The following is an 18215-nucleotide window of genomic DNA, read 5'->3' on the forward strand; positions in this document are numbered from 1 at the left end:
TTTATATACTGTCTTTATTTCTTTCCCGTTTTAACCAATCGATAAATAGCCTCACCTCAGCAGTGGGTTTTTGTTTATCCGGAATCACTAGGTAATAACCTTGTGAGGTTCGTGCAGTGAATTGCTTTTCTGCAATAAGGGCACCTCGCTGGATGAATTCATCTAATAATGGGGTCCAACCCAACGCGACTCCCTGGCCACTTAACGCCGCTTGCACCAATAACGTATAATTATCGAATTCAATGGAAACCTCCGGTGGTTGCCAAGTAGTAGAAAAATAGTCAAACAAGGACTCCCACTCAATCCAAGCCTCTTTGTTATCAGAATTTAGACGTAGCAAGGGTTGCTCGCAGATAGCTTCTAATGTCGTCAAACGCGAATTTGAACCAACGAGTAAAGGACTATAAACAGGGCAAACTTGCTCGGTAAACAGAAGTTCAGAATGACACCCCTGAAAATGTCCATCACCAAAAAGAATCGCAATATCCGTTTCGGCATCAATCACGCGCGATGAAGACTGTGCCGTTTCGAGGCGAATATCAATATGGGGAAACGCTTGACGAAAACGAGTTATGGTTGGAACCAACCAATATGCCGCCAAGGCAAAATCAGTGGCAAAAGTAATACGCTGACTTTGGTTGCGTTGTTTAATTTTTTGAATGACTGCAGTGATATCTTGTAGGCTCGTTTGCGTAGTGACAAACAACATATGCCCTTCATCAGTCAACTCCACTCCCCGGTATATTCTGCGAAAAAGCGCGGTACCGAGTTCCTGTTCTAAACTACTGATTTGTTGGCTTACAGCAGGTTGAGTTGTCCCCAATTCTCTAGCGGCCCCAGTAAAACTTAGAAGCCTAGCTGATGCTTCAAAAGCGATTAACGTCTTAAAGTTTATTTTTTCATTACTCATGGTATAAGATNATATAAGTTTTCACTCAGTTTACAGCGCTAAAAATTCCATGCAAGGTAATGCGGCTTGACACATCTTTAGTTGAATAAACAACGCTTGTTTCTCTGGAGAACTTGTTAAATATAAATAGGAGAATTCGATGTCGACCCAACAACCTAACATTTTATTTATTATGGCTGATCAAATGTCAGTCAATGCGCTTCCCTGCTACGGTAACTCTGTAGTAAAAGCACCTAACTTGACCCATCTGGCAAATAATGGGGTCGTATTTGATTCAGCCTATTGTAACAGCCCTCTATGCGCGCCATCCCGTTATGTACTCATGACAGGACAGCTTCCTAGCATAATAGGAGCTTATGACAATGCCGCAGATTTTCCAGCGGATATTCCTACATTTGCCCATTATTTACGCCGACAAAATTATCAAACAGCGCTTTCGGGAAAAATGCACTTTTGTGGTCCAGAGCAATTGCATGGTTTTGAAGAGCGGTTAACGACTGACATTTACCCTGCCGATTATGGCTGGTTTCCTAACTGGGATAAACCAGAAGAACGGCCAACTTGGTACCACAATATGTCTTCAGTTACTCAAGCAGGGCCATGTGTACGCAGTAACCAGCTTGATTTTGACGATGAGGTTGTTTTCCATGCTGAACGCTATATATATAATTATGTGCGTGGCAAACAGGAGCGCCCATTTTGTCTTACCGTATCGATGACACACCCGCATGATCCCTACACAATATTAGAAGAGTATTGGCAACGTTACGATGAAAACGATATCGATTTGCCTAAAGTTCGCTTGAGCAAAGAAGAACAAGATCCGCATTCACTCCGTTTACAAGATGTATACGCTTATTACGATCAACCTATTGAAGATGATGATATTCGCCGTGCTCGACGAGCCTACTATGGGGCCATTAGCTATGTCGATGATCAAATTGGACGCCTACTAGCAGCATTGAAACAATCTGGATTAGATGACAACACCATTGTGGTATTTTCCGGTGACCACGGCGATATGCTGGGTGAACGCAATCTCTGGTATAAAATGTCCTTTTTCGAGGGGTCAGCAAGGGTTCCTATGATCGTGTATGCACCCAACACATTTTCCCCTAAACGGGTCAAAGAGTCAGTGTCTACGATGGATTTATTGCCTACGTTTACCGAGCTGGCAACAGGGTCCCAAATTCAAGACTATGCGATGCCGATTCAAGGACGCAGCCTAATGCCGCACTTAACGGGGCAAGGTGAAAAACACGATGAAGTAATCGGGGAATATTTTGGTGAGGGAGCATTAGCGCCAATCTATATGATCCGCCGCTCTCAGTACAAATACATACATTGTCCCCTAGACCCAGACCAATTATTTGATTTAAATAACGACCCATTTGAATTGTGTAACCTCGCAAATCAACCAGAATTTGCTGATATTGCACAATCATTTAGAACCGAAGCACTTCAGCGCTGGGACTCAGAGAAACTCACCCAAGATGTATTAGTGAGCCAACGCCGACGCCGATTGGTTGTTGAAGCACTCAATAAAGGGAAAAGACTGGCATGGGATCACCAACCTATATTTGATAGCAGTAACATGTATATGCGTAATCACATAGACTTAGATGATCTTGAAGCAAAATCACGCTTCCCTAAACCAGAGTAATACGTCAAATCGCGGAAGATGTTATTCATCTTCCGCGCGTTGTATTTAACTCGCTTTTGCTTCTTTAACAGGCTGCTCAAAACGATATTTCTGACGTAATACCGCTACTTGAATCACTGCCGGAATGGTCACACGATATGCCGCTCCAGCGAGATCAACCGCTGTCCATGCGCCAGAAATAGCCCAACCAACAGGCCCAGCTAAAATACTCATGGCACGAGTTAATGCGACATTGCCAGCAAATGACAGGCCGCGACCAATCAGCGCTTTGATCACTGCATTAACAATGACTAAAGTCAGTTGGTATGACTTAAACCCACCGATTTTGAATGCCGCTTGAAACGCCATTAACACGGTTTGTTTGGTTACGACACTAGTATTTTCTACACCAGCAGCCTGAGCAAAATCACGCAGCTCTTCATCGTCCATATTATCCAGAGCATCTTCTAATATTTTCATAAGAAGATGAGTTTCAATCATTTCAACATCTTGTTCTTTATTGAAATTAACTTTTAGCTTACTGCACACATCAACCAGAATTTCTTTATATTCCACACCTTTTCCACCACGGAAAAAAGTAGCAACGGTATTCGCGCCATAAGTTTGAATTTCTGCTGCGATATCTTCCCAATATTTGGCGTGATCAGGATGATGACGGTTATACCCTACTGATTTTGTTAACTCCTCTGTCCAACGCGGTTGTCCGTCATTGTCGTGAGTTAAACTATAAACTAAGTCTTCCAGATCATCCGAAGACAGTTGACCTAAAAACTCCAAATCCGCATCGTAACGATATGCCATTATTTTTGTTCTCCAATTTGTATCGCACAATGAAACAAACCAACTTGATAACAAGCCGGTGGCTTCAGCCAAAGTCACCGGCTTGGTTTCATCGAGCGAGTCTCTGCGAATGTCCGCAATAACAATTCGCTCTAACTAACTAACTAACTAATATTAAGAGAGTTTTGACAGAGAAATGTCAATTGACAGACTGCTTTTTATTGCAGATAAAAGATGGAAACATCCCCACACTTTTACTCGCTAACCAATACACGAAAACAAAAAAATCTCGCCTATTGCGAGATTTTCTATTAGGGAACCAAATTATCTAAGACGCTGTGCCATCGACAATAAAGAGTAATTCGACGCGGCGATTACACTGTCGTCCGCTGCGAGTTAGATTGGTGCATTCAGGAATATATTCGCCATAACCACGCGTATAGATTGATTCTTTAGGCACTTGCATTTGGCGCAGCATACGTTGAATACTTTTCGCACGACGTTCAGATAAATTATCATTTAACGCGTAAGTTCCGGTCGTATCGGTATGACCATTCACAACCACGGTAATGGCTGGATTATGAGCAAGAAAATAACTGAGGTTCTGCATCCATGGATACGATCTTGGCAGTACCTTATCCGAGTTAATTTTAAAGTGGATGGTATCTTCGATATATACCATCATGTATTTACCAGGTATCACTTTGTAATCAATATGGTTTTGCTGCAGAAATCGAATCAATTTACTGTAGTTTGTTACAACCACAGGGCGAGTCACTTGTTGCTGTGAGACTGGCGGTGTCCCCCAATCAGGATTACGCACAGCAGAAGCATCTTTAGGGGCCACATCCAATTTGCTCCCGCTCATCATTTTGGTCAAAGAATCAAAATTATCCATGCCCAAAGAGCTACAGCCACTTAGGATTACAGACAATAAAAGAAATAAATACTTCATCAAACTCGCCACTCATTGATGGATTACTTAATTTATATCGGCCAAATTTAGAAAACTTTACGAAAAATTATTACCTTACCCTAATCATCTTGAATTAATTCCCCGTCCCCTCTTTCACGTAACACCATTTTCATTACCTTCAATCTGACGCTTTTATAGGGGGTAATGATCACTATTGTTTGTGATTGGGATATTGAACCACATAGGTCGCTTTACATCTTCTCGTCAATCGCTAAACTGCTATCCAAAATTTAGCCAAGTTTATGGCTTCTTGCGAATAATTCAGTATTGATATATGTCGCTAAGAGAACCTCTTAACAAATTTGAGTATTACTTTATGTCTAAAATTGTGTTGCCCTTAATCGTTCTCATTCTTGCGGGCTTTTTTATTTACCGTACTTGGAACAATCATAAATTAGCGGAAGTCAACTTCGCAAAAGGCCAAGCATTCCTTGCCGAAAATCAGCACAAAGCAGGAATTCATACGACCCAAAGCGGATTACAGTATGAAATTTTAGAACCAGGGACTGGGGATATTCACCCAACAGCAAGTAATAAAGTTAAGGTGCACTATGAGGGCCGATTAATCGACGGCACCGTATTTGATAGCTCTTATAAGCGTAACGAACCGATCGTATTCGGCGTGAAACAGGTTATTAAAGGTTGGCAAGAAGGACTACAACTGATGGTTGTGGGTGAAAAAGCGCGGTTTTATATTCCAAGTACGCTTGCTTATGGAAAAAGTGGCACAGGCCCTATTCCACCGTCATCAACCCTTATTTTTGACGTCGAACTGTTGGCAATTCAAAAGTAAGCACAACACGAATGACAAAAAGGGAGCAAATGCTCCCTTTTTCGTACTAAAAACTGTATCGGCACGCTCAGCGAAAAGATTAAGGCATTGAGACAGGGTGAAACTCTAACCCTTGCGCGGTGACTAACACACAATCCATTCCACCAGCATGAGCGGCTTGCATCCCCAATAGGGTATCTTCAAACACAACACAATCATTAGATGATAAACCAAGCTCATCACACGCGGTCAGAAACGTCTCTGGATGGGGTTTATGGTGGCTTACGTCGGTCGCACTGACTAACGTATCGACTTTGTCCCAAATACCAGCTTGGGTCAGTAATCTGGTGGCACTATCACGCTGGCTTCCTGTGCCGACCGCGATTTTCTTTTTACCCAAGTAACGGTTTAACACATCATTAGTATCCGCAATCAAAGTGACTTGATGTTGCATTTCTGCATAGCGTTCCATTTTATAATCAGCGACAGCTTTGGAATCAAACTGCTTGCCATAACGCTCATTAATTTTCGGGACAATTTTAACACTCGGCATCCCGCCCATACTATTTAACCAAGGTCCATCAAAAGGGAAATCGAAATGCTCTGCGGCTAATTTCCATGAAGCGACATGGTTTGGCATTGTATCAAGCAAGGTACCATCCATATCGAAAATTAAGCCTTTGTAACGTTCAAAATCAATATTCATCGTTGCCACTGTTTCCCTTGTCATGTATTCCTTACTCATCATACAGAAACACCCATACCTTTCAAAGATATGGGTGTTTCTTACAATAGCCGTTGATGAGAATCAATGCACAGCTTCAGCAAGTTGTTTGGGCGTTTCCCAGGTATAAATAAACTCTGGAATAGTATGGCCACATGGTGCTTTCCATGCTCGCTCTAGCTGGTGAATTCCACCAATGTGATCATAAAAATCAACCGCTTGATGGTTTTCTTCCATCACTTCGATATACACACCAGAATCAGCAAAATAGTGATCAACCCATTTTAGTGCTTCTTGGATCAGCAATTTACCTAACCCCTTACCACGATGCTTTGGCGCAACATGCAGCGATTCAATGATGGTTCCTTTATCAAAATCATGATTACCAAACACGCAGATAAAGCCAAGAAGTTCATCTTGTTCTTCAATCAGAACAATATGCTGGTTAAAAGGGGGATTGGTTAGGCGAGTCTGCCAGATAAGGAGGCGATCTTCTAACACTTCGTTTTCAAGATACTCTTCACCCAAAATACCATGGTAATGGGTACGCCAGCTCAACGCATGGAGCTTAGCGATATTTTCATAATCGCGGTATTCCGCGGCTCTAATTTCCATTTATTAGTCCTTATAACGTCCTGTAAGGATTTAAGTCCTTGTCCATATTATTAAATAAACTCTAAAATGCAAAATATCCGACGAAGAATCCGACTTGCTGGTAAATAAAAAGTCTTTAATTCTAATAAATTTAAATAAACCAGTTTAATATATTGTAATTTTACTTGACTAAAGTGAGTGCAGTTGAATAAGAGCTCAACATAAGAGGCTGTTGCATTGTTAAGGGAAATAACAGATAGCCCCTCTCCACATCCCTATGGAGAGAGCCACTATCTTTATCTTAATCCTACATCTTGAGATTACTTCGTATAGGATGGAATGAATTACTTTAAGTCACCATACCGTTCTAGATACAACACGGTTGCTGCAGTTCGCGATGGAACCTGCAGTTTTTTCAACAAGCTTTTCATGTGCACTTTAACCGTGGATTCGGAAATAAATAAGCGGTCAGCAATCTGTTTGTTACGAAAGCCCTTCGCCACCTCACCTAGGATTTGTGCTTCACGATCAGTTAACGTATCAAACACATCACGGCGATCGCGACGCAGGCTTAAGTAACGCAAGACAGCATCACTATATGCCTTAGTTCCGGTCACCGCATCCTTTAGCAGCTCAATTAACTGCTCAGGCTCAGTATCTTTGAGTAGATAACCGTCTGCCCCAGCTTTAATCAGTGCTTCAATATCGCCGGCGTTGTCCGATACGGTTAAAATAACGATAGTCGCACTACACTCATCCCCTCTTAACGCTTTGAGTGTATCTAAACCCGACATGCCCTTCATGTTTAAATCGAGCAGAATCATATCCGGTTCATCGTTGCGCGCTAACGCGATTGCTTCACCACCACTACTCGCCTCAGCAATCACTTCAAATTCTGGATCTATACTAAGTAATTGCTGTATTCCTCGGCGCATGAGTGGATGATCATCGACGAGCATCACTTTATACGTGGTCAAGGTTTTTCTCCTTTTCTAATTGATAAGTGAGCGTGACTTTACATCCTTCATTCGGCTGTGAGTCTATTTGTAACTGCCCTCCTAGCCTTTGCGCTCTCTCATACATAATGTTCATTCCATAATGGTTTATTCTAGATGCAGGTTCAGAAAAACCGATACCATCATCTTCTACATAAGCGAGCACAGTTCCATCTTGCTCCCCACAGTAAATAACAATTTTGTCTGATCGTGAGTGTTTCATCGCGTTAATCGCGGCTTCTCGCAGCAACTGAATCATATGCACTTGGCGGTGGGCATCAATATCCAGCGAAGATAGCTGATTAATCAGTACAATTTCTGCGTCTGTCTGCGAATCTAACTGCTCGACCATTTCCTTGAGCGCTTCACCGAAATTGCTTTCTTTGAGCGTTAAACGGAACGTGGTTAACAATTCTCTAAGCTGCTTATAAGCGCTTGAAAGCCCCGTATCTAATTCTGACATCACTGGGGATGTTTTATCTTGAATCTCTTGATCCTCTACCTGACTCATGATGCGCTTTAATAACGTCATCTGGATCTTCAAATAAGACAAAGACTGAGCGAGTGAATCATGTAACTCACGGGCAATCGTTGCCCTCTCTTCAAGTAATAGCAGTTGATCAGCTTGTTTTTGAGCACGATTATAGTAAATAGCTCGCCCAAAAATTCGGCTGAAACTATTGATAAAAGAACGTTCGGGACATGGCAGCCCTTCTTTCCAACGTAAATAGCCAATTATTTCGCCATCGACTGTCAGCTCTTGTTCATGAGGGAACTTTTGACAAGTCAAACCATCTTGTAATGTCAGGCTATTCCCGCCAGTATCTACCACCTCTAGCTCTGCCGAAATAACCCCTTCTAAAGTAGTGAAGTGATGTAGCATTGCTTGAAAGTTATCAAGTTTAATTCTCGAAGCCGACAGCTCTTGCGATGATTGATACAGCACTTGAAGCGATTGATTTGCTTGCCTTAAGCGTCTGGTTTTTTCATCAACGGCCAATTCCAACCCGCGGTACAGCTTCCCTAATTCACTGGCCATACTATTGAACGTTTTTGCCAGAATCCCTAATTCATTCGGTAAATCGGTATTGAGCTTAATATTGAAAGAACCAAACTTAATATCTTCACTGGCCTTAAGTAACTGTCCGAGTGGGGCGACGACATTTTTACCCATATACCGCACGACCCAGAGTGAAATAAGTAAAATACCCACCAAGCAAATGAAACCCACCCAAGCTAAGCGTTTAAGTTTTATTTCATTGTAATTTTGCAGTTGTAAAACGAATCGATCCAACTGCTGAACAAATGGTTCAACATTATCCAAAAACTGCGTTCTTTCGTGACCTTGTAACATGCTCTTTAAGCTCTTCCATTGGATAATCAGGCGGTGATAATCATTACGAATATCGTTCGGTATCGTCCAACTGTCTAATTTACGCATTGCGGGGCTATACAGTATCCGTTCGAACTCACGCATATGCTGCTGAGTTTTGCCAGAATTTTGCGCGATATCCATGGCCAATCGATAGGTTTGTGTCCTCATCGATCCTGAGTGATTAATCAGCTGAGCGTCATCTAAAGAAGACGATAGAGTGATGACCGAATAAACCATAATTGATAGCCCCAAAATGATGACAAATGACATCGATTTCCCGACAAAACTGGTCACTGGTTTACTCGTTTTTCGTAACACCCGTTACTCCACATTCAAGAATTAAACACAATAAATCGTGCTGCAAGCATACTCCCTCTAATTCTAAGGGAGTATTATACGAATAGGCTATAAATTGACATTTGTGTATATAGGAAGGGATAAATTATTAAAAAAAATGTGAATTTAGGCCATTTGTTAACATTTTATCATTAAAAATGATAATTTAATGTGCCTTTTATCAGTGTAATCGTACAGATACCACCACGCTATTTACTGATTGTCGGGCTCAAATACTTGTCCTGATTGAGCATTTAAATAAATTTTGTTTACCCTGCTCATTCCACCGCAATAAACAAAGTAAACATCTTCATTTTCAAAATTGACCGAGCGTACCCAACCACCAATTTCTTTAAAATCATCTGGCTTACAACGATCCTTATTCAGTAAGTCGTCAGTCGTTTTGACAAAAGTCTCTTGGTATTTTTCGATGTCATCAGATTTTTCAATATAGCTTAATATTGTTTTGCGTCGCTCTGCGGACGTAATATTAGGAGGATTAACATGCAGTCCATCAAGTGGTACCCATTTGGCTGTTGCTGGTTTTCCTTCTTGATAAACGAAATACTCCGAGATACGCCCCCATCCACTGCGTTTTTCCAATAAATGGACTTTATCTCCACGATACAAATGCCCTTCAATAAACGAGCTTATTACGGGTTGGCGCCGAATAGGCAGCATTTCGTCATGAACGTAGTAATCCATAATCTCTGGATTGGACATATCATCTTTGGCCTCTACCGCCGCGTGATTAACCGGCGGTGCGGCTTCAGGTTTTTTACCCACCGAAATATACATGTCAAATATAGAGCCATGTTCGGGAGCATAATAAAACATGTAGTAGCCAGCTCCGGCCCCCCCTAACCCCAGGAGAAGCAGAAGTAGCATGATCATCTTCTTCATCCTCTACTAACTCCTTATTGACACTAGAGGAAATATATAGGCAAGTATTGGCGAGAGTTTTATGTCTGTCTAAATATCTTCTTCAAGTAAGGTGAAGTAAGCCACAAATTTGTGAGATGTAACCGATAGTGGTGTCATAATATGCAATAAAACTACTATCAATATCGTTCAATTTAGTCTAACTTTACATTGTAAATGCTCTGCATTAAATGAGTAAAAACTGATGTTTTTCAGCGCAATTAGTGAACCTCACGCATTTTTAGCGCAAAGTTAGGGAGTTCTGACGCTTCAACGTTAAAATGTTGCATTTATCCATCTAATACGCACGCATCACTATTTAATTACACCGTTAAAATGACACACAAGGCGGTTATGTTTTCATTACTGAAGTTCAAAAATTTTGGCCAATTCATGATGATTTGGGCTGTTCTAAGCATTGTGCCTTGTCTATATTTCTATAAGCAGTTTCAAGAGGTCACGGGTAGTATTTACTCAATGGTCCAATCGGAACATGGAATCAAGTTAGAGTTTAGTAAGCAGAATTTGCTTAAATCAACCAAAGGCATGCTGGATACCTTTCACATTCTCTCTGACAGCAACATTCTGCAGCGCGCTATCAACTCTCCTAACAAAACTAATATCGAAGTGTTAGAAGATTTCTGGCGAGCATTACTCTATTCACAAAATTCATTAGAAAGTATTTCTTTGTTGAACCTGCAAGGTCTTCAGTTGATTAATCTCTATATGGATGATGCCAATGTCCATATCACGCCACAAAATCAGTTGATAAACATCAACAAAAAAGAAATATTCAAAAAAATTCAAGCTCTGCCTATTCATTCCTCAACGATTCTTATCTCCTTACCCCAAGAAGCAAATAAAACCTCTAGCGTGCATTTAGTGGCGCCTTTGCAATCAGGCGGACAAAAGCGGGGTTATCTGTTCGCTGATATCAATGTCGATCAGATCTATGACAATTTAATCAAACAGAGTAACTTATCGACCCCAGAAGTTATTGATAGTCATGGTAATTATCTAATTAGTAATATCCACACGGCTGTTTTGAATACAAACAGCGATCAGAACGACCAGATTGGTTATCAAAATTTGAAGACCCTCTCCCCCAGCGTCTGGGACAACATAAAGCAGGCTGATTCTGGCTCGTTTAAAACTCAGCTAGGTTGGTATAGTTTTGTACGCGTACCACTACACATTTTGTCGCCTCACCTTGAGGACATCTACTTGTTAGATAGCATTGGCCATGGGGTAATCGAGCAGAAAGAAAATGAACGCTATGCTTCCATTTTAACTCAAGGCGGAACGATCATCGCTTTAATGGGTGGGTTAGCGGTCTTCTTTTTAACCTGGAACCGGAAACATAATCATCAAACCATTGAGAGTAAATTGGCACTTACCGTCATGGAAGGGATGTCTGCCTTGGTGATTACCGACAAATATAATCGCATCATCAAAGTCAATTCACAGTTTTCTCGTTTAAGTGGTTATCAACTTCATGATGTCAAAGGCCAACATCCCTCCATGTTTGCTTCTGGACTTCACACCAAAGAATTCTACAAAGAGATGTGGAACCACATCCAACAACAAGGGTTTTGGGAAGGAGAAGTCACCAATAAGCGTAAAGATGGCAAGTTGCTGACTGAGCTGTTGCGAATCCAAACGATCGTCGATGATCACGGTGATATTCGTTATTATGTTGCTTCTTTTGTCGATATCACTGAGCGTAAAGTACTAGAGAATAAATTACGCGAACAGAGCGAACGCGACTCTTTGACCCATATCCCTAATCGCCGTAAATTCGACCAAGTTTTTCGTTATCATTGCCAACATATCAAACGCTATCCAGATCAATACAAGGCGTGTTTCGCGATTTGTGATATTGACCATTTCAAAGTGATCAATGATACCAAGGGGCATGCGTATGGTGATCATGTGATCAAATCGGTGGCACATACCATCAAAACAGCAGTACGCGAAACTGATTTTATCGCTCGTATTGGCGGTGAGGAATTCGCAGTGATTCTGCCACATACTGATTTAAAAGAAGCTCAAGAAGTTCTTGATCGCGTTCGTGTGATGATAAGTAACAAGCATCATCACAAAATCACCATTAGTATTGGTTTTAGTGAGCTCACCTCGCATCCAGAAGATTCCTATCAACGCGCCGACATGGCGCTATATGAATCGAAAGAGTGTGGACGAAACCGAGTCAGCTGTTTTAGTTCCAAACACAGTGAACCACAGGCATAACAAGATGCATTCGGCCTCTCACCCGTTCATTGGGGCAGAGGCCACGCAGCTTAACACTACGTTAAACTAGCACTTCTAACTGTGACTGATTAGCACAATTAATTGAAATATCGCCATTTAACGCACTAATTAGGTTATCGACTGCGCATCGTGCCATTGCATCACGCGTTTCATGTGTGGCTGAACCGATGTGAGGAAGCAGAACCACATTATCGAGCATCATTAATGGTGAATCGGCTGGCAGCGGCTCTTGTTCAAACACATCCAACCCGGCGCCTTTAATGACATTTTGTTCTAACGCATTCACTAACGCAGCTTGGTCTACCGTTTTGCCACGGCCGCCATTAATAAAGAATGCACTCTCTTTCATCATCGCAAATGCATGCTCATCAATCAGGTGGTGAGTTTCTGGAACATAAGGTAATACTGAACAAACAAAATCAGACGTACGTAACAATTCATCTAACGACATCTTACGTGCATCAAATTCCGTCTCAGCTTCAGCTTTACGACTATGATTGTAGTACTGAATCCGCATACCAAAGCCGTGATGAGCCCTACGGGCGACCGCACTGCCGATACGTCCTAAACCTAAAATGCCCAATGTTTTTCCGTGCACATTACTGCCGAACAGATCTGGGCCAATACTCGACTGCCATTGCCCACTGCGCACAAACTTATCAAGCTCCACCGCTCTGCGTGCACTAGCCAGAATGAGCGTGAAAATCGTGTCGGCGGTGGTTTCCGTTAACACAGTCGGAGTGTGCATAAGAGGAATACCACGTTTGCCCAAATAGTTGAGATCAAATGCGTCAGTTCCCACTGAAATGGTTGAAAGCGCTTTGAGCTTAGGCGCTTTATCTAATACATCGGCTTTTAATGGCAGCCCAGCGCCAATTAAGCCTTCTGCCGTTTTTAACGCCTCAATAAACTGCGGATCATCAGTACTACTTAATTCTTTAAATTCAATAATATGAAAATGAGATTGTAACCGTACCTTTTCCGGTTCAGGCAGTTCACGATAGACAATGATGGTGGGTTTCATTTTATCTCCTCCGGCTTTACAGCAGTGGTTCCACTGCATGTGAATTGACCAGACTAAATGGAAACAGTGAGCTAAAATGAGTACTTCATCACTTTTTATTGAAATACTATGTTTACATAAAGCAACACAGAGTGGTCTTTGTTGCTGTTGCTACTCATACAGTTATTGATGTGGTGGGCAAACAGAATCTCGAATAATTAAATCACAGTTTAAGTCGATAACATCGGAATGACGTTCATCACCAATCAAATAGAGAATGCCCTTTTGTAGAATACGATCAAAAGGTATGCCCACCGTCGTTAATGCTGGTGTCACATAATTACTCATCGCGATATTATCAAAACCCGCAATCGAAATGTCTTGGGGAATACGAAAGCCTAATTCATTAAGCGCTTTCATGGCACCGAACGCCATTTCATCGTTACCCGCCAAAATAGCGGTCATTGTCTGTTTGCGCGCCGTTAGCTCTTTAACGCCTTCGTAACCATCGTCTGGTCGCCACGCGCCTTGCACGACAAGCTGTTCATTGAAGGGGATTTGATGGCGTTCGAGCACATTTTTATAGGCTTTAAAACGTTGTTCTCCAGAGGAAGACCCCTTAGTACCACGAATAAAAGCAATATGTTGGTGACCTTGAGAAATAATATATTCCATCATATCGACTGCGCATTGGTAGTGGTCCGCAACAAAGGCTATTTCTGGATGACTCGGCACATGGCGGTTTATCACAATAATTGGCGTTTCAGACTGCTCAATAATTTGTCCCATCTCTTCTTCAGAGAGATAAGTCGGATAAACAACAATACCCGCACATTTCATATCGAGTAAAAAGTTGATGGCGTTTCGTTCCTCTTCGGCCGAATGCTTGCCATCGGCAAGTACAAGCTGATAACCATTACTTTCACTGAAAGACGCCGCGTTATATACAATTGTGGAAAAATAAGGCCCGTCATAAAGCACGTTTGTCATGACGAAGCCAATGTAACTGGTCTTTTTCGTCGCCAGTTGGCGCGCTAATAAGTTGGGTCTGTAACCCGTCTCTTCAATGGCTTGGTATACGGCCTCTTTGGCTTTTTCGCTAACAGCAACACTGCCACTTAATATGCGCGAAACGGTCGATTTTGACACACCTGCCTTTTTGGCAACATCTAACATGGTAACCATAGTAACTCTCTAGCCCACACCGCTCTATTTTTCTTATTGAGCAGCAGTTAAATATTCAACTTGCTTTCAATCTAACACAAAACATCCTGTGCAATTAACTGTTCGTTAAAAGAAAACGATGATACCCAAACGACCTATTACCAAAAACTAGCCCTGTAACAGACTGAGTTTCCCCTACCGGTATAGGCCATTTGGGTATCATCACTCTATATTGAGAAAAACTGAGCCGGCCGGATAACCGGCTCAGAAAGATGTCATATCAGAGAACCTCCCCGTTACTCTGAATCACATCTTTATACCAGTAGAACGATTTCTTCGGTGAACGAGCCAGTGTTCCGGTGTTATCGTCATGTTTATCCACGTAGATAAAGCCGTAACGTTTTTTCATTTCACCGGTGGTGAACGACACTAAATCGATACAACCCCATGGCGTGTATCCCATTAGGTCAACACCATCGATACTGACCGCTTTACCCATTTCTTCAATATGTGAACGTAGATAGTCAATACGATAATCGTCATTGATCTCCCCAGATTCTTCGACTTTGTCGACCGCACCGAAGCCGTTTTCGACAATGAACAAAGGCACCTCATAGCGTTCGTATAGCGTTGCAAGCACGTAGCGTAAACCAACGGGATCGATCTGCCAGCCCCAATCACTTGCTTTTAGGTATGGGTTTTTCACTGAATGAGCACTACTCCCATCAACACTGTCGCCATCGCTATTATTTGCCGCTGAATTGACGGTGTTAGACATGTAGTAGCTGAATCCTAGATAATCCGATTTACCCTCTTTAAGGATTTGCTCATCCCCTTCAGCCATGACGATGTTATACCCTTTACGTTGCCACTCTTTCTTAGCGTAACTTGGGTAGTGACCTTTCACCATCACATCAGAGAAATAGAACCTGTCATGCATCGACTCTTGGGCCAACATGACGTCATCCGGATTCGATGAATAAGGATAATAAGGCACCATTGAACACATACAACCCACGAGCAGCTCAGGATTTAATTCATGAGCTTGTTTCACGACTGTCGCAGCGGCAACAAACTGATGGTGCACCGCTTGATAAACCGCTTCTTCTGGTTTTTCTTGCTCAGATAAACGAATCCCTGAACATGTCCAGCCAAAAATATCCGGTGTTGTATGTTTTTGGTTGTTGATTTCGTTAAACGTCATCCAGTATTTCACTTTGTGCTGGTAACGCTCAATGACGGTCATAGCGAATTTAACAAACAGGTCCAACACCTTACGGTTTAACCAACCACCGTATTCTTTAGCAAGGTGGTAAGGCATTTCAAAGTGGCTTAGTGTAATCACTGGCTCGATGCCGTATTTCAACAGTTCATCAAACAGATCATCGTAAAACTGCAAGCCAGCTTCATTTGGCTCTGCTTCATCACCATTAGGAAAAATGCGTGTCCAAGCGATGCTAGTACGAAAACATTTGAACCCCATCTCTGCGAACAATTTTACGTCTTCTTTATATCGACCATAAAAATCGATCGCTTCATGGTTTGGATAGAACTCGCCTTCAACAATACCATCCGTGATTTGGCGCTGCTTACCATGAGCACCAGCCGTTACCACATCGATAATACTGACGCCTTTTCCCCCTTGATCCCAGCCACCTTCTAGCTGGTGTGCAGCGACCGCACCCCCCCATAAAAAACCTTCGGGAAAAACGTTACTCATAACAACTCCTATGCGATTTGAATGACGGGTTCACCCATCTCAACAGAATGTTCTTTTTCATCCAAAATGTTGAGTTTGAACTCATCACTGTTCAGAACAATGAATGGCGTGGTGACATCATAACCAGCACTCTCTATCGCTTCTTTATCAAAACGAATTAGAGGCTCACCCGCCTTAACAGGTTGATCAAGTTCAACCAAAGTATCGAAATACTGACCTTTCAACGCGACGGTATCTAGGCCAACGTGAATTAATAATTCCATACCGTTTGCACAGGTCAGGCCAACGGCGTGTTTAGATTCAATCACAGAAGAAACAACGGCATCACATGGTGCAGTCACCAACCCTTCTTCAGGTTTAATCGCCACACCTTCACCCAATAGACCTTGTGAGAAAGTTTCATCGTTTACCGTATTCAGCGGGACAACAATGCCTTTTACTGGGCTTGCGAGTGTGACCGTTTCTGGCTGACCATTAGCAGTGGTCGTGCTTTGTGCAGGTTGTGATGCTGTGGTGGTTTCCGCTGTGCTTTCTTCTGCTGGGTCTTCAAACCCGACGACAAAGACAAGAATAGCGGTCACTACGATGGTGACACCGACACCAGCCATCATCCCGATAAATGAATAAGGATTTTCTGTGGTAATCGCGTTCACAGTTGTGATGATGCTTGATAGTCCCGCATACACGTAGTAGTGAGTATCAAATAAACTCGACACTAAACTACCAGCAGCGCCGCCGATACAACCGCACACAAATGGTTTTTTAAAGCGTAATGTAATCCCGTATAGCGTTGGCTCGGTAATACCAAAGATGGCAGTGATACCAGCAGAATAACCGGTTTTCTTCACAGTGCTGTTTTTAGATTTGTAAGCACAAGCGAACGCGGCAACCATCTGAGCAACAACCGCACAAGTTTGGAAAACCTGGAATGAATCTTTACCAAATTGTTCGTAGTTAGCGAAGACAAGAGGGGTCGTTCCCCAGTGGATACCGAAGATAACCAAGACCTGCCAAACACCACCAACCACAATGGCAGCAATAGAAGGTGCAGTCGTATACAGCCAGTTATAACCCACAGCGATGGCAGCAGCAGCGCCACTGGTCACTGGACCAATCACAACCAGTGTTGCAGGCACCATGATCACCATGCATACAAGTGGAGTGAACAACTCTTTCACGACATCAGGAAGCACGCGCTTGGTATACCGTTCAACATAAGACAGTGCCCAAACTAAGAAAATAGGAGGTAATACCGATGATGTGTACACAGTCTTCGCTAGCGGCAAACCTAAGAAAGTGAACACTTCCCCATTGGCGATTTGTCCGGCAATTTGAGCCCAACTTGGGTTAATTAGCGCACAACAACACAATACGGCAATGTATGGGTTACAACGAAAATGTTTCGCTGCCGTAAAACCAATAAACGCAGGCAAAAATGAGAACGGAGTCCATGACATAAAGTTCAATACTTCAAACGTACCTGATGTCACAACTGCCGGGAAAAAATGTTTCGTTACGATAAGACAGCCTTGCAAAATACCAGCGGAGGCTAGAATGAATAATAGCGGTGCGAAAATAGCCGACATTGACGCAATGACCGCATCAAGAACACGTGTTTTTTGTTCGCCTTCACTTAACAAACTTTTATCGACCAAGTTTCCCATTGCGCCATAGACATCGGCAACGTGAGTCCCGATAACGACTTGGAATTGACCACTACTGATAACCACAGTAATGACACCTGGCATTTGGTTAATTTTTTCTTTAGCCCCTTCTGGTATTTCTTTTAAAATCAAGCGCAAACGTGTTGCACAACGTGAAAAATCTTTGACGTTTTCTTGCCCGCCCACTTCATTAAGAATGTCTTTTGCGAGTTGGGCATAATCTCTAATTGCTGAGGCCATGCGATCACCTTTTGTTTCATTATTGGAATGATTTAAATGTAATAATAATTTTTGCAACCGGTTTCAGCGTACGCCAAGTTATTGCCACTACAACCGGTTCCATAGCA

At 42.3% G+C, this 18215-nt stretch carries 15 protein-coding genes; 3 read left to right on the top strand and 12 right to left on the bottom strand.

All coding sequences use genetic code 11. The annotated features are described in order from the left end of the window. Position 1 precedes the first annotated feature (1 nt). Entirely contained in the window at positions 2-910 is a 909-nt protein-coding gene (locus F9817_RS07130; protein ID WP_161154271.1) for a choline sulfate utilization transcriptional regulator, read from the bottom strand. A gap of 139 nt (positions 911-1049) precedes the next feature. Between F9817_RS07130 and betC the strand changes: the two genes are divergently transcribed. Further along, entirely contained in the window at positions 1050-2573 is a 1524-nt protein-coding gene (gene betC / locus F9817_RS07135) for a choline-sulfatase (RefSeq protein WP_161154272.1), read from the top strand. Between the two features lie 45 nt (positions 2574-2618). Here the strand turns inward: betC and F9817_RS07140 are convergent, their stop codons facing one another. Then, positions 2619-3374: a YaaW family protein gene (locus tag F9817_RS07140; RefSeq protein WP_161154273.1), complete on the bottom strand. Its 756-nt coding sequence runs from the start codon at positions 3372-3374 to the stop codon at positions 2619-2621. 307 nt (positions 3375-3681) lie between these two features. Next, positions 3682-4308 carry an OmpA family protein gene (locus F9817_RS07145; RefSeq protein ID WP_161154274.1) on the bottom strand — a complete coding sequence of 209 codons (627 nt, stop codon included), beginning with the start codon at positions 4306-4308 and terminating at the stop codon, positions 3682-3684. A 337-nt stretch (positions 4309-4645) separates the two neighbouring features. Here F9817_RS07145 and bamJ point away from each other — a divergent pair, with 337 nt between their 5' ends. Then, positions 4646-5122 carry a BamJ family beta-barrel-assembly machinery protein gene (bamJ, locus tag F9817_RS07150; RefSeq protein ID WP_161154275.1) on the top strand — a complete coding sequence of 159 codons (477 nt, stop codon included), beginning with the start codon at positions 4646-4648 and terminating at the stop codon, positions 5120-5122. A 79-nt stretch (positions 5123-5201) separates the two neighbouring features. On the opposite strand, the gene F9817_RS07155 is transcribed toward bamJ, so the two are convergent. The 5 genes from F9817_RS07155 to F9817_RS07175 all read right to left on the bottom strand — a co-directional run bounded on the left by F9817_RS07155 (position 5202) and on the right by F9817_RS07175 (position 10028). Continuing rightward, on the bottom strand, positions 5202-5831 hold the full coding sequence (locus F9817_RS07155) for a beta-phosphoglucomutase family hydrolase (protein WP_237476199.1): 630 nt from the start codon (positions 5829-5831) through the stop codon (positions 5202-5204). Between the two features lie 78 nt (positions 5832-5909). Next, on the bottom strand, positions 5910-6440 hold the full coding sequence (locus F9817_RS07160; protein WP_161154276.1) for a GNAT family N-acetyltransferase: 531 nt from the start codon (positions 6438-6440) through the stop codon (positions 5910-5912). 323 nt (positions 6441-6763) lie between these two features. Then, positions 6764-7396, bottom strand: coding sequence for a response regulator (locus tag F9817_RS07165; RefSeq protein WP_161154277.1), 633 nt, complete (start codon positions 7394-7396; stop codon positions 6764-6766). After that, positions 7383-9107 carry a nitrate/nitrite two-component system sensor histidine kinase NarQ gene (narQ, locus tag F9817_RS07170; protein WP_161154278.1) on the bottom strand — a complete coding sequence of 575 codons (1725 nt, stop codon included), beginning with the start codon at positions 9105-9107 and terminating at the stop codon, positions 7383-7385. The genes F9817_RS07165 and narQ overlap by 14 nt, the downstream gene beginning before the upstream one ends. Positions 9108-9338: 231 nt before the next feature. After that, a complete protein-coding gene (locus tag F9817_RS07175; protein ID WP_161154279.1) occupies positions 9339-10028 on the bottom strand; it encodes an SH3 domain-containing protein in 690 nt (229 codons plus the stop codon). A gap of 411 nt (positions 10029-10439) precedes the next feature. Between F9817_RS07175 and F9817_RS07180 the strand changes: the two genes are divergently transcribed. After that, positions 10440-12296, top strand: a complete 1857-nt coding sequence (locus F9817_RS07180; RefSeq protein ID WP_161154280.1) for a sensor domain-containing diguanylate cyclase — start codon at positions 10440-10442, stop codon at positions 12294-12296. Between the two features lie 61 nt (positions 12297-12357). Here F9817_RS07180 and F9817_RS07185 read toward each other — a convergent pair whose 3' ends face one another. The 4 genes from F9817_RS07185 to F9817_RS07200 form a co-directional block, all read right to left on the bottom strand. Beyond that, positions 12358-13341, bottom strand: coding sequence for a 2-hydroxyacid dehydrogenase (locus F9817_RS07185; protein WP_161154281.1), 984 nt, complete (start codon positions 13339-13341; stop codon positions 12358-12360). A 162-nt stretch (positions 13342-13503) separates the two neighbouring features. Next, positions 13504-14505, bottom strand: a complete 1002-nt coding sequence (locus tag F9817_RS07190) for a LacI family DNA-binding transcriptional regulator (protein ID WP_161154282.1) — start codon at positions 14503-14505, stop codon at positions 13504-13506. A 259-nt stretch (positions 14506-14764) separates the two neighbouring features. Then, positions 14765-16204, bottom strand: a complete 1440-nt coding sequence (locus F9817_RS07195; RefSeq protein ID WP_161154283.1) for a 6-phospho-beta-glucosidase — start codon at positions 16202-16204, stop codon at positions 14765-14767. An 8-nt stretch (positions 16205-16212) separates the two neighbouring features. Further along, positions 16213-18108 carry a glucose PTS transporter subunit IIA gene (locus tag F9817_RS07200; RefSeq protein WP_161154284.1) on the bottom strand — a complete coding sequence of 632 codons (1896 nt, stop codon included), beginning with the start codon at positions 18106-18108 and terminating at the stop codon, positions 16213-16215. Positions 18109-18215 lie beyond the last annotated feature (107 nt).

This window comes from Vibrio eleionomae (assembly GCF_009874545.1).
GTDB lineage: Bacteria > Pseudomonadota > Gammaproteobacteria > Enterobacterales > Vibrionaceae > Vibrio > Vibrio nitrifigilis.

Coding starts and splice junctions, on each gene's coding strand:
- F9817_RS07130 (WP_161154271.1), bottom strand. CDS start 910: ATGAGTAATGAAAAAATAAACTTTAAGACGTTAATCGCTTTTGAAGCA.
- betC (WP_161154272.1), top strand. CDS start 1,050: ATGTCGACCCAACAACCTAACATTTTATTTATTATGGCTGATCAAATG.
- F9817_RS07140 (WP_161154273.1), bottom strand. CDS start 3,374: ATGGCATATCGTTACGATGCGGATTTGGAGTTTTTAGGTCAACTGTCT.
- F9817_RS07145 (WP_161154274.1), bottom strand. CDS start 4,308: ATGAAGTATTTATTTCTTTTATTGTCTGTAATCCTAAGTGGCTGTAGC.
- bamJ (WP_161154275.1), top strand. CDS start 4,646: ATGTCTAAAATTGTGTTGCCCTTAATCGTTCTCATTCTTGCGGGCTTT.
- F9817_RS07155 (WP_237476199.1), bottom strand. CDS start 5,831: ATGACAAGGGAAACAGTGGCAACGATGAATATTGATTTTGAACGTTAC.
- F9817_RS07160 (WP_161154276.1), bottom strand. CDS start 6,440: ATGGAAATTAGAGCCGCGGAATACCGCGATTATGAAAATATCGCTAAG.
- F9817_RS07175 (WP_161154279.1), bottom strand. CDS start 10,028: ATGAAGAAGATGATCATGCTACTTCTGCTTCTCCTGGGGTTAGGGGGG.
- F9817_RS07180 (WP_161154280.1), top strand. CDS start 10,440: ATGATGATTTGGGCTGTTCTAAGCATTGTGCCTTGTCTATATTTCTAT.
- F9817_RS07185 (WP_161154281.1), bottom strand. CDS start 13,341: ATGAAACCCACCATCATTGTCTATCGTGAACTGCCTGAACCGGAAAAG.
- F9817_RS07190 (WP_161154282.1), bottom strand. CDS start 14,505: ATGGTTACCATGTTAGATGTTGCCAAAAAGGCAGGTGTGTCAAAATCG.
- F9817_RS07195 (WP_161154283.1), bottom strand. CDS start 16,204: ATGAGTAACGTTTTTCCCGAAGGTTTTTTATGGGGGGGTGCGGTCGCT.
- F9817_RS07200 (WP_161154284.1), bottom strand. CDS start 18,108: ATGGCCTCAGCAATTAGAGATTATGCCCAACTCGCAAAAGACATTCTT.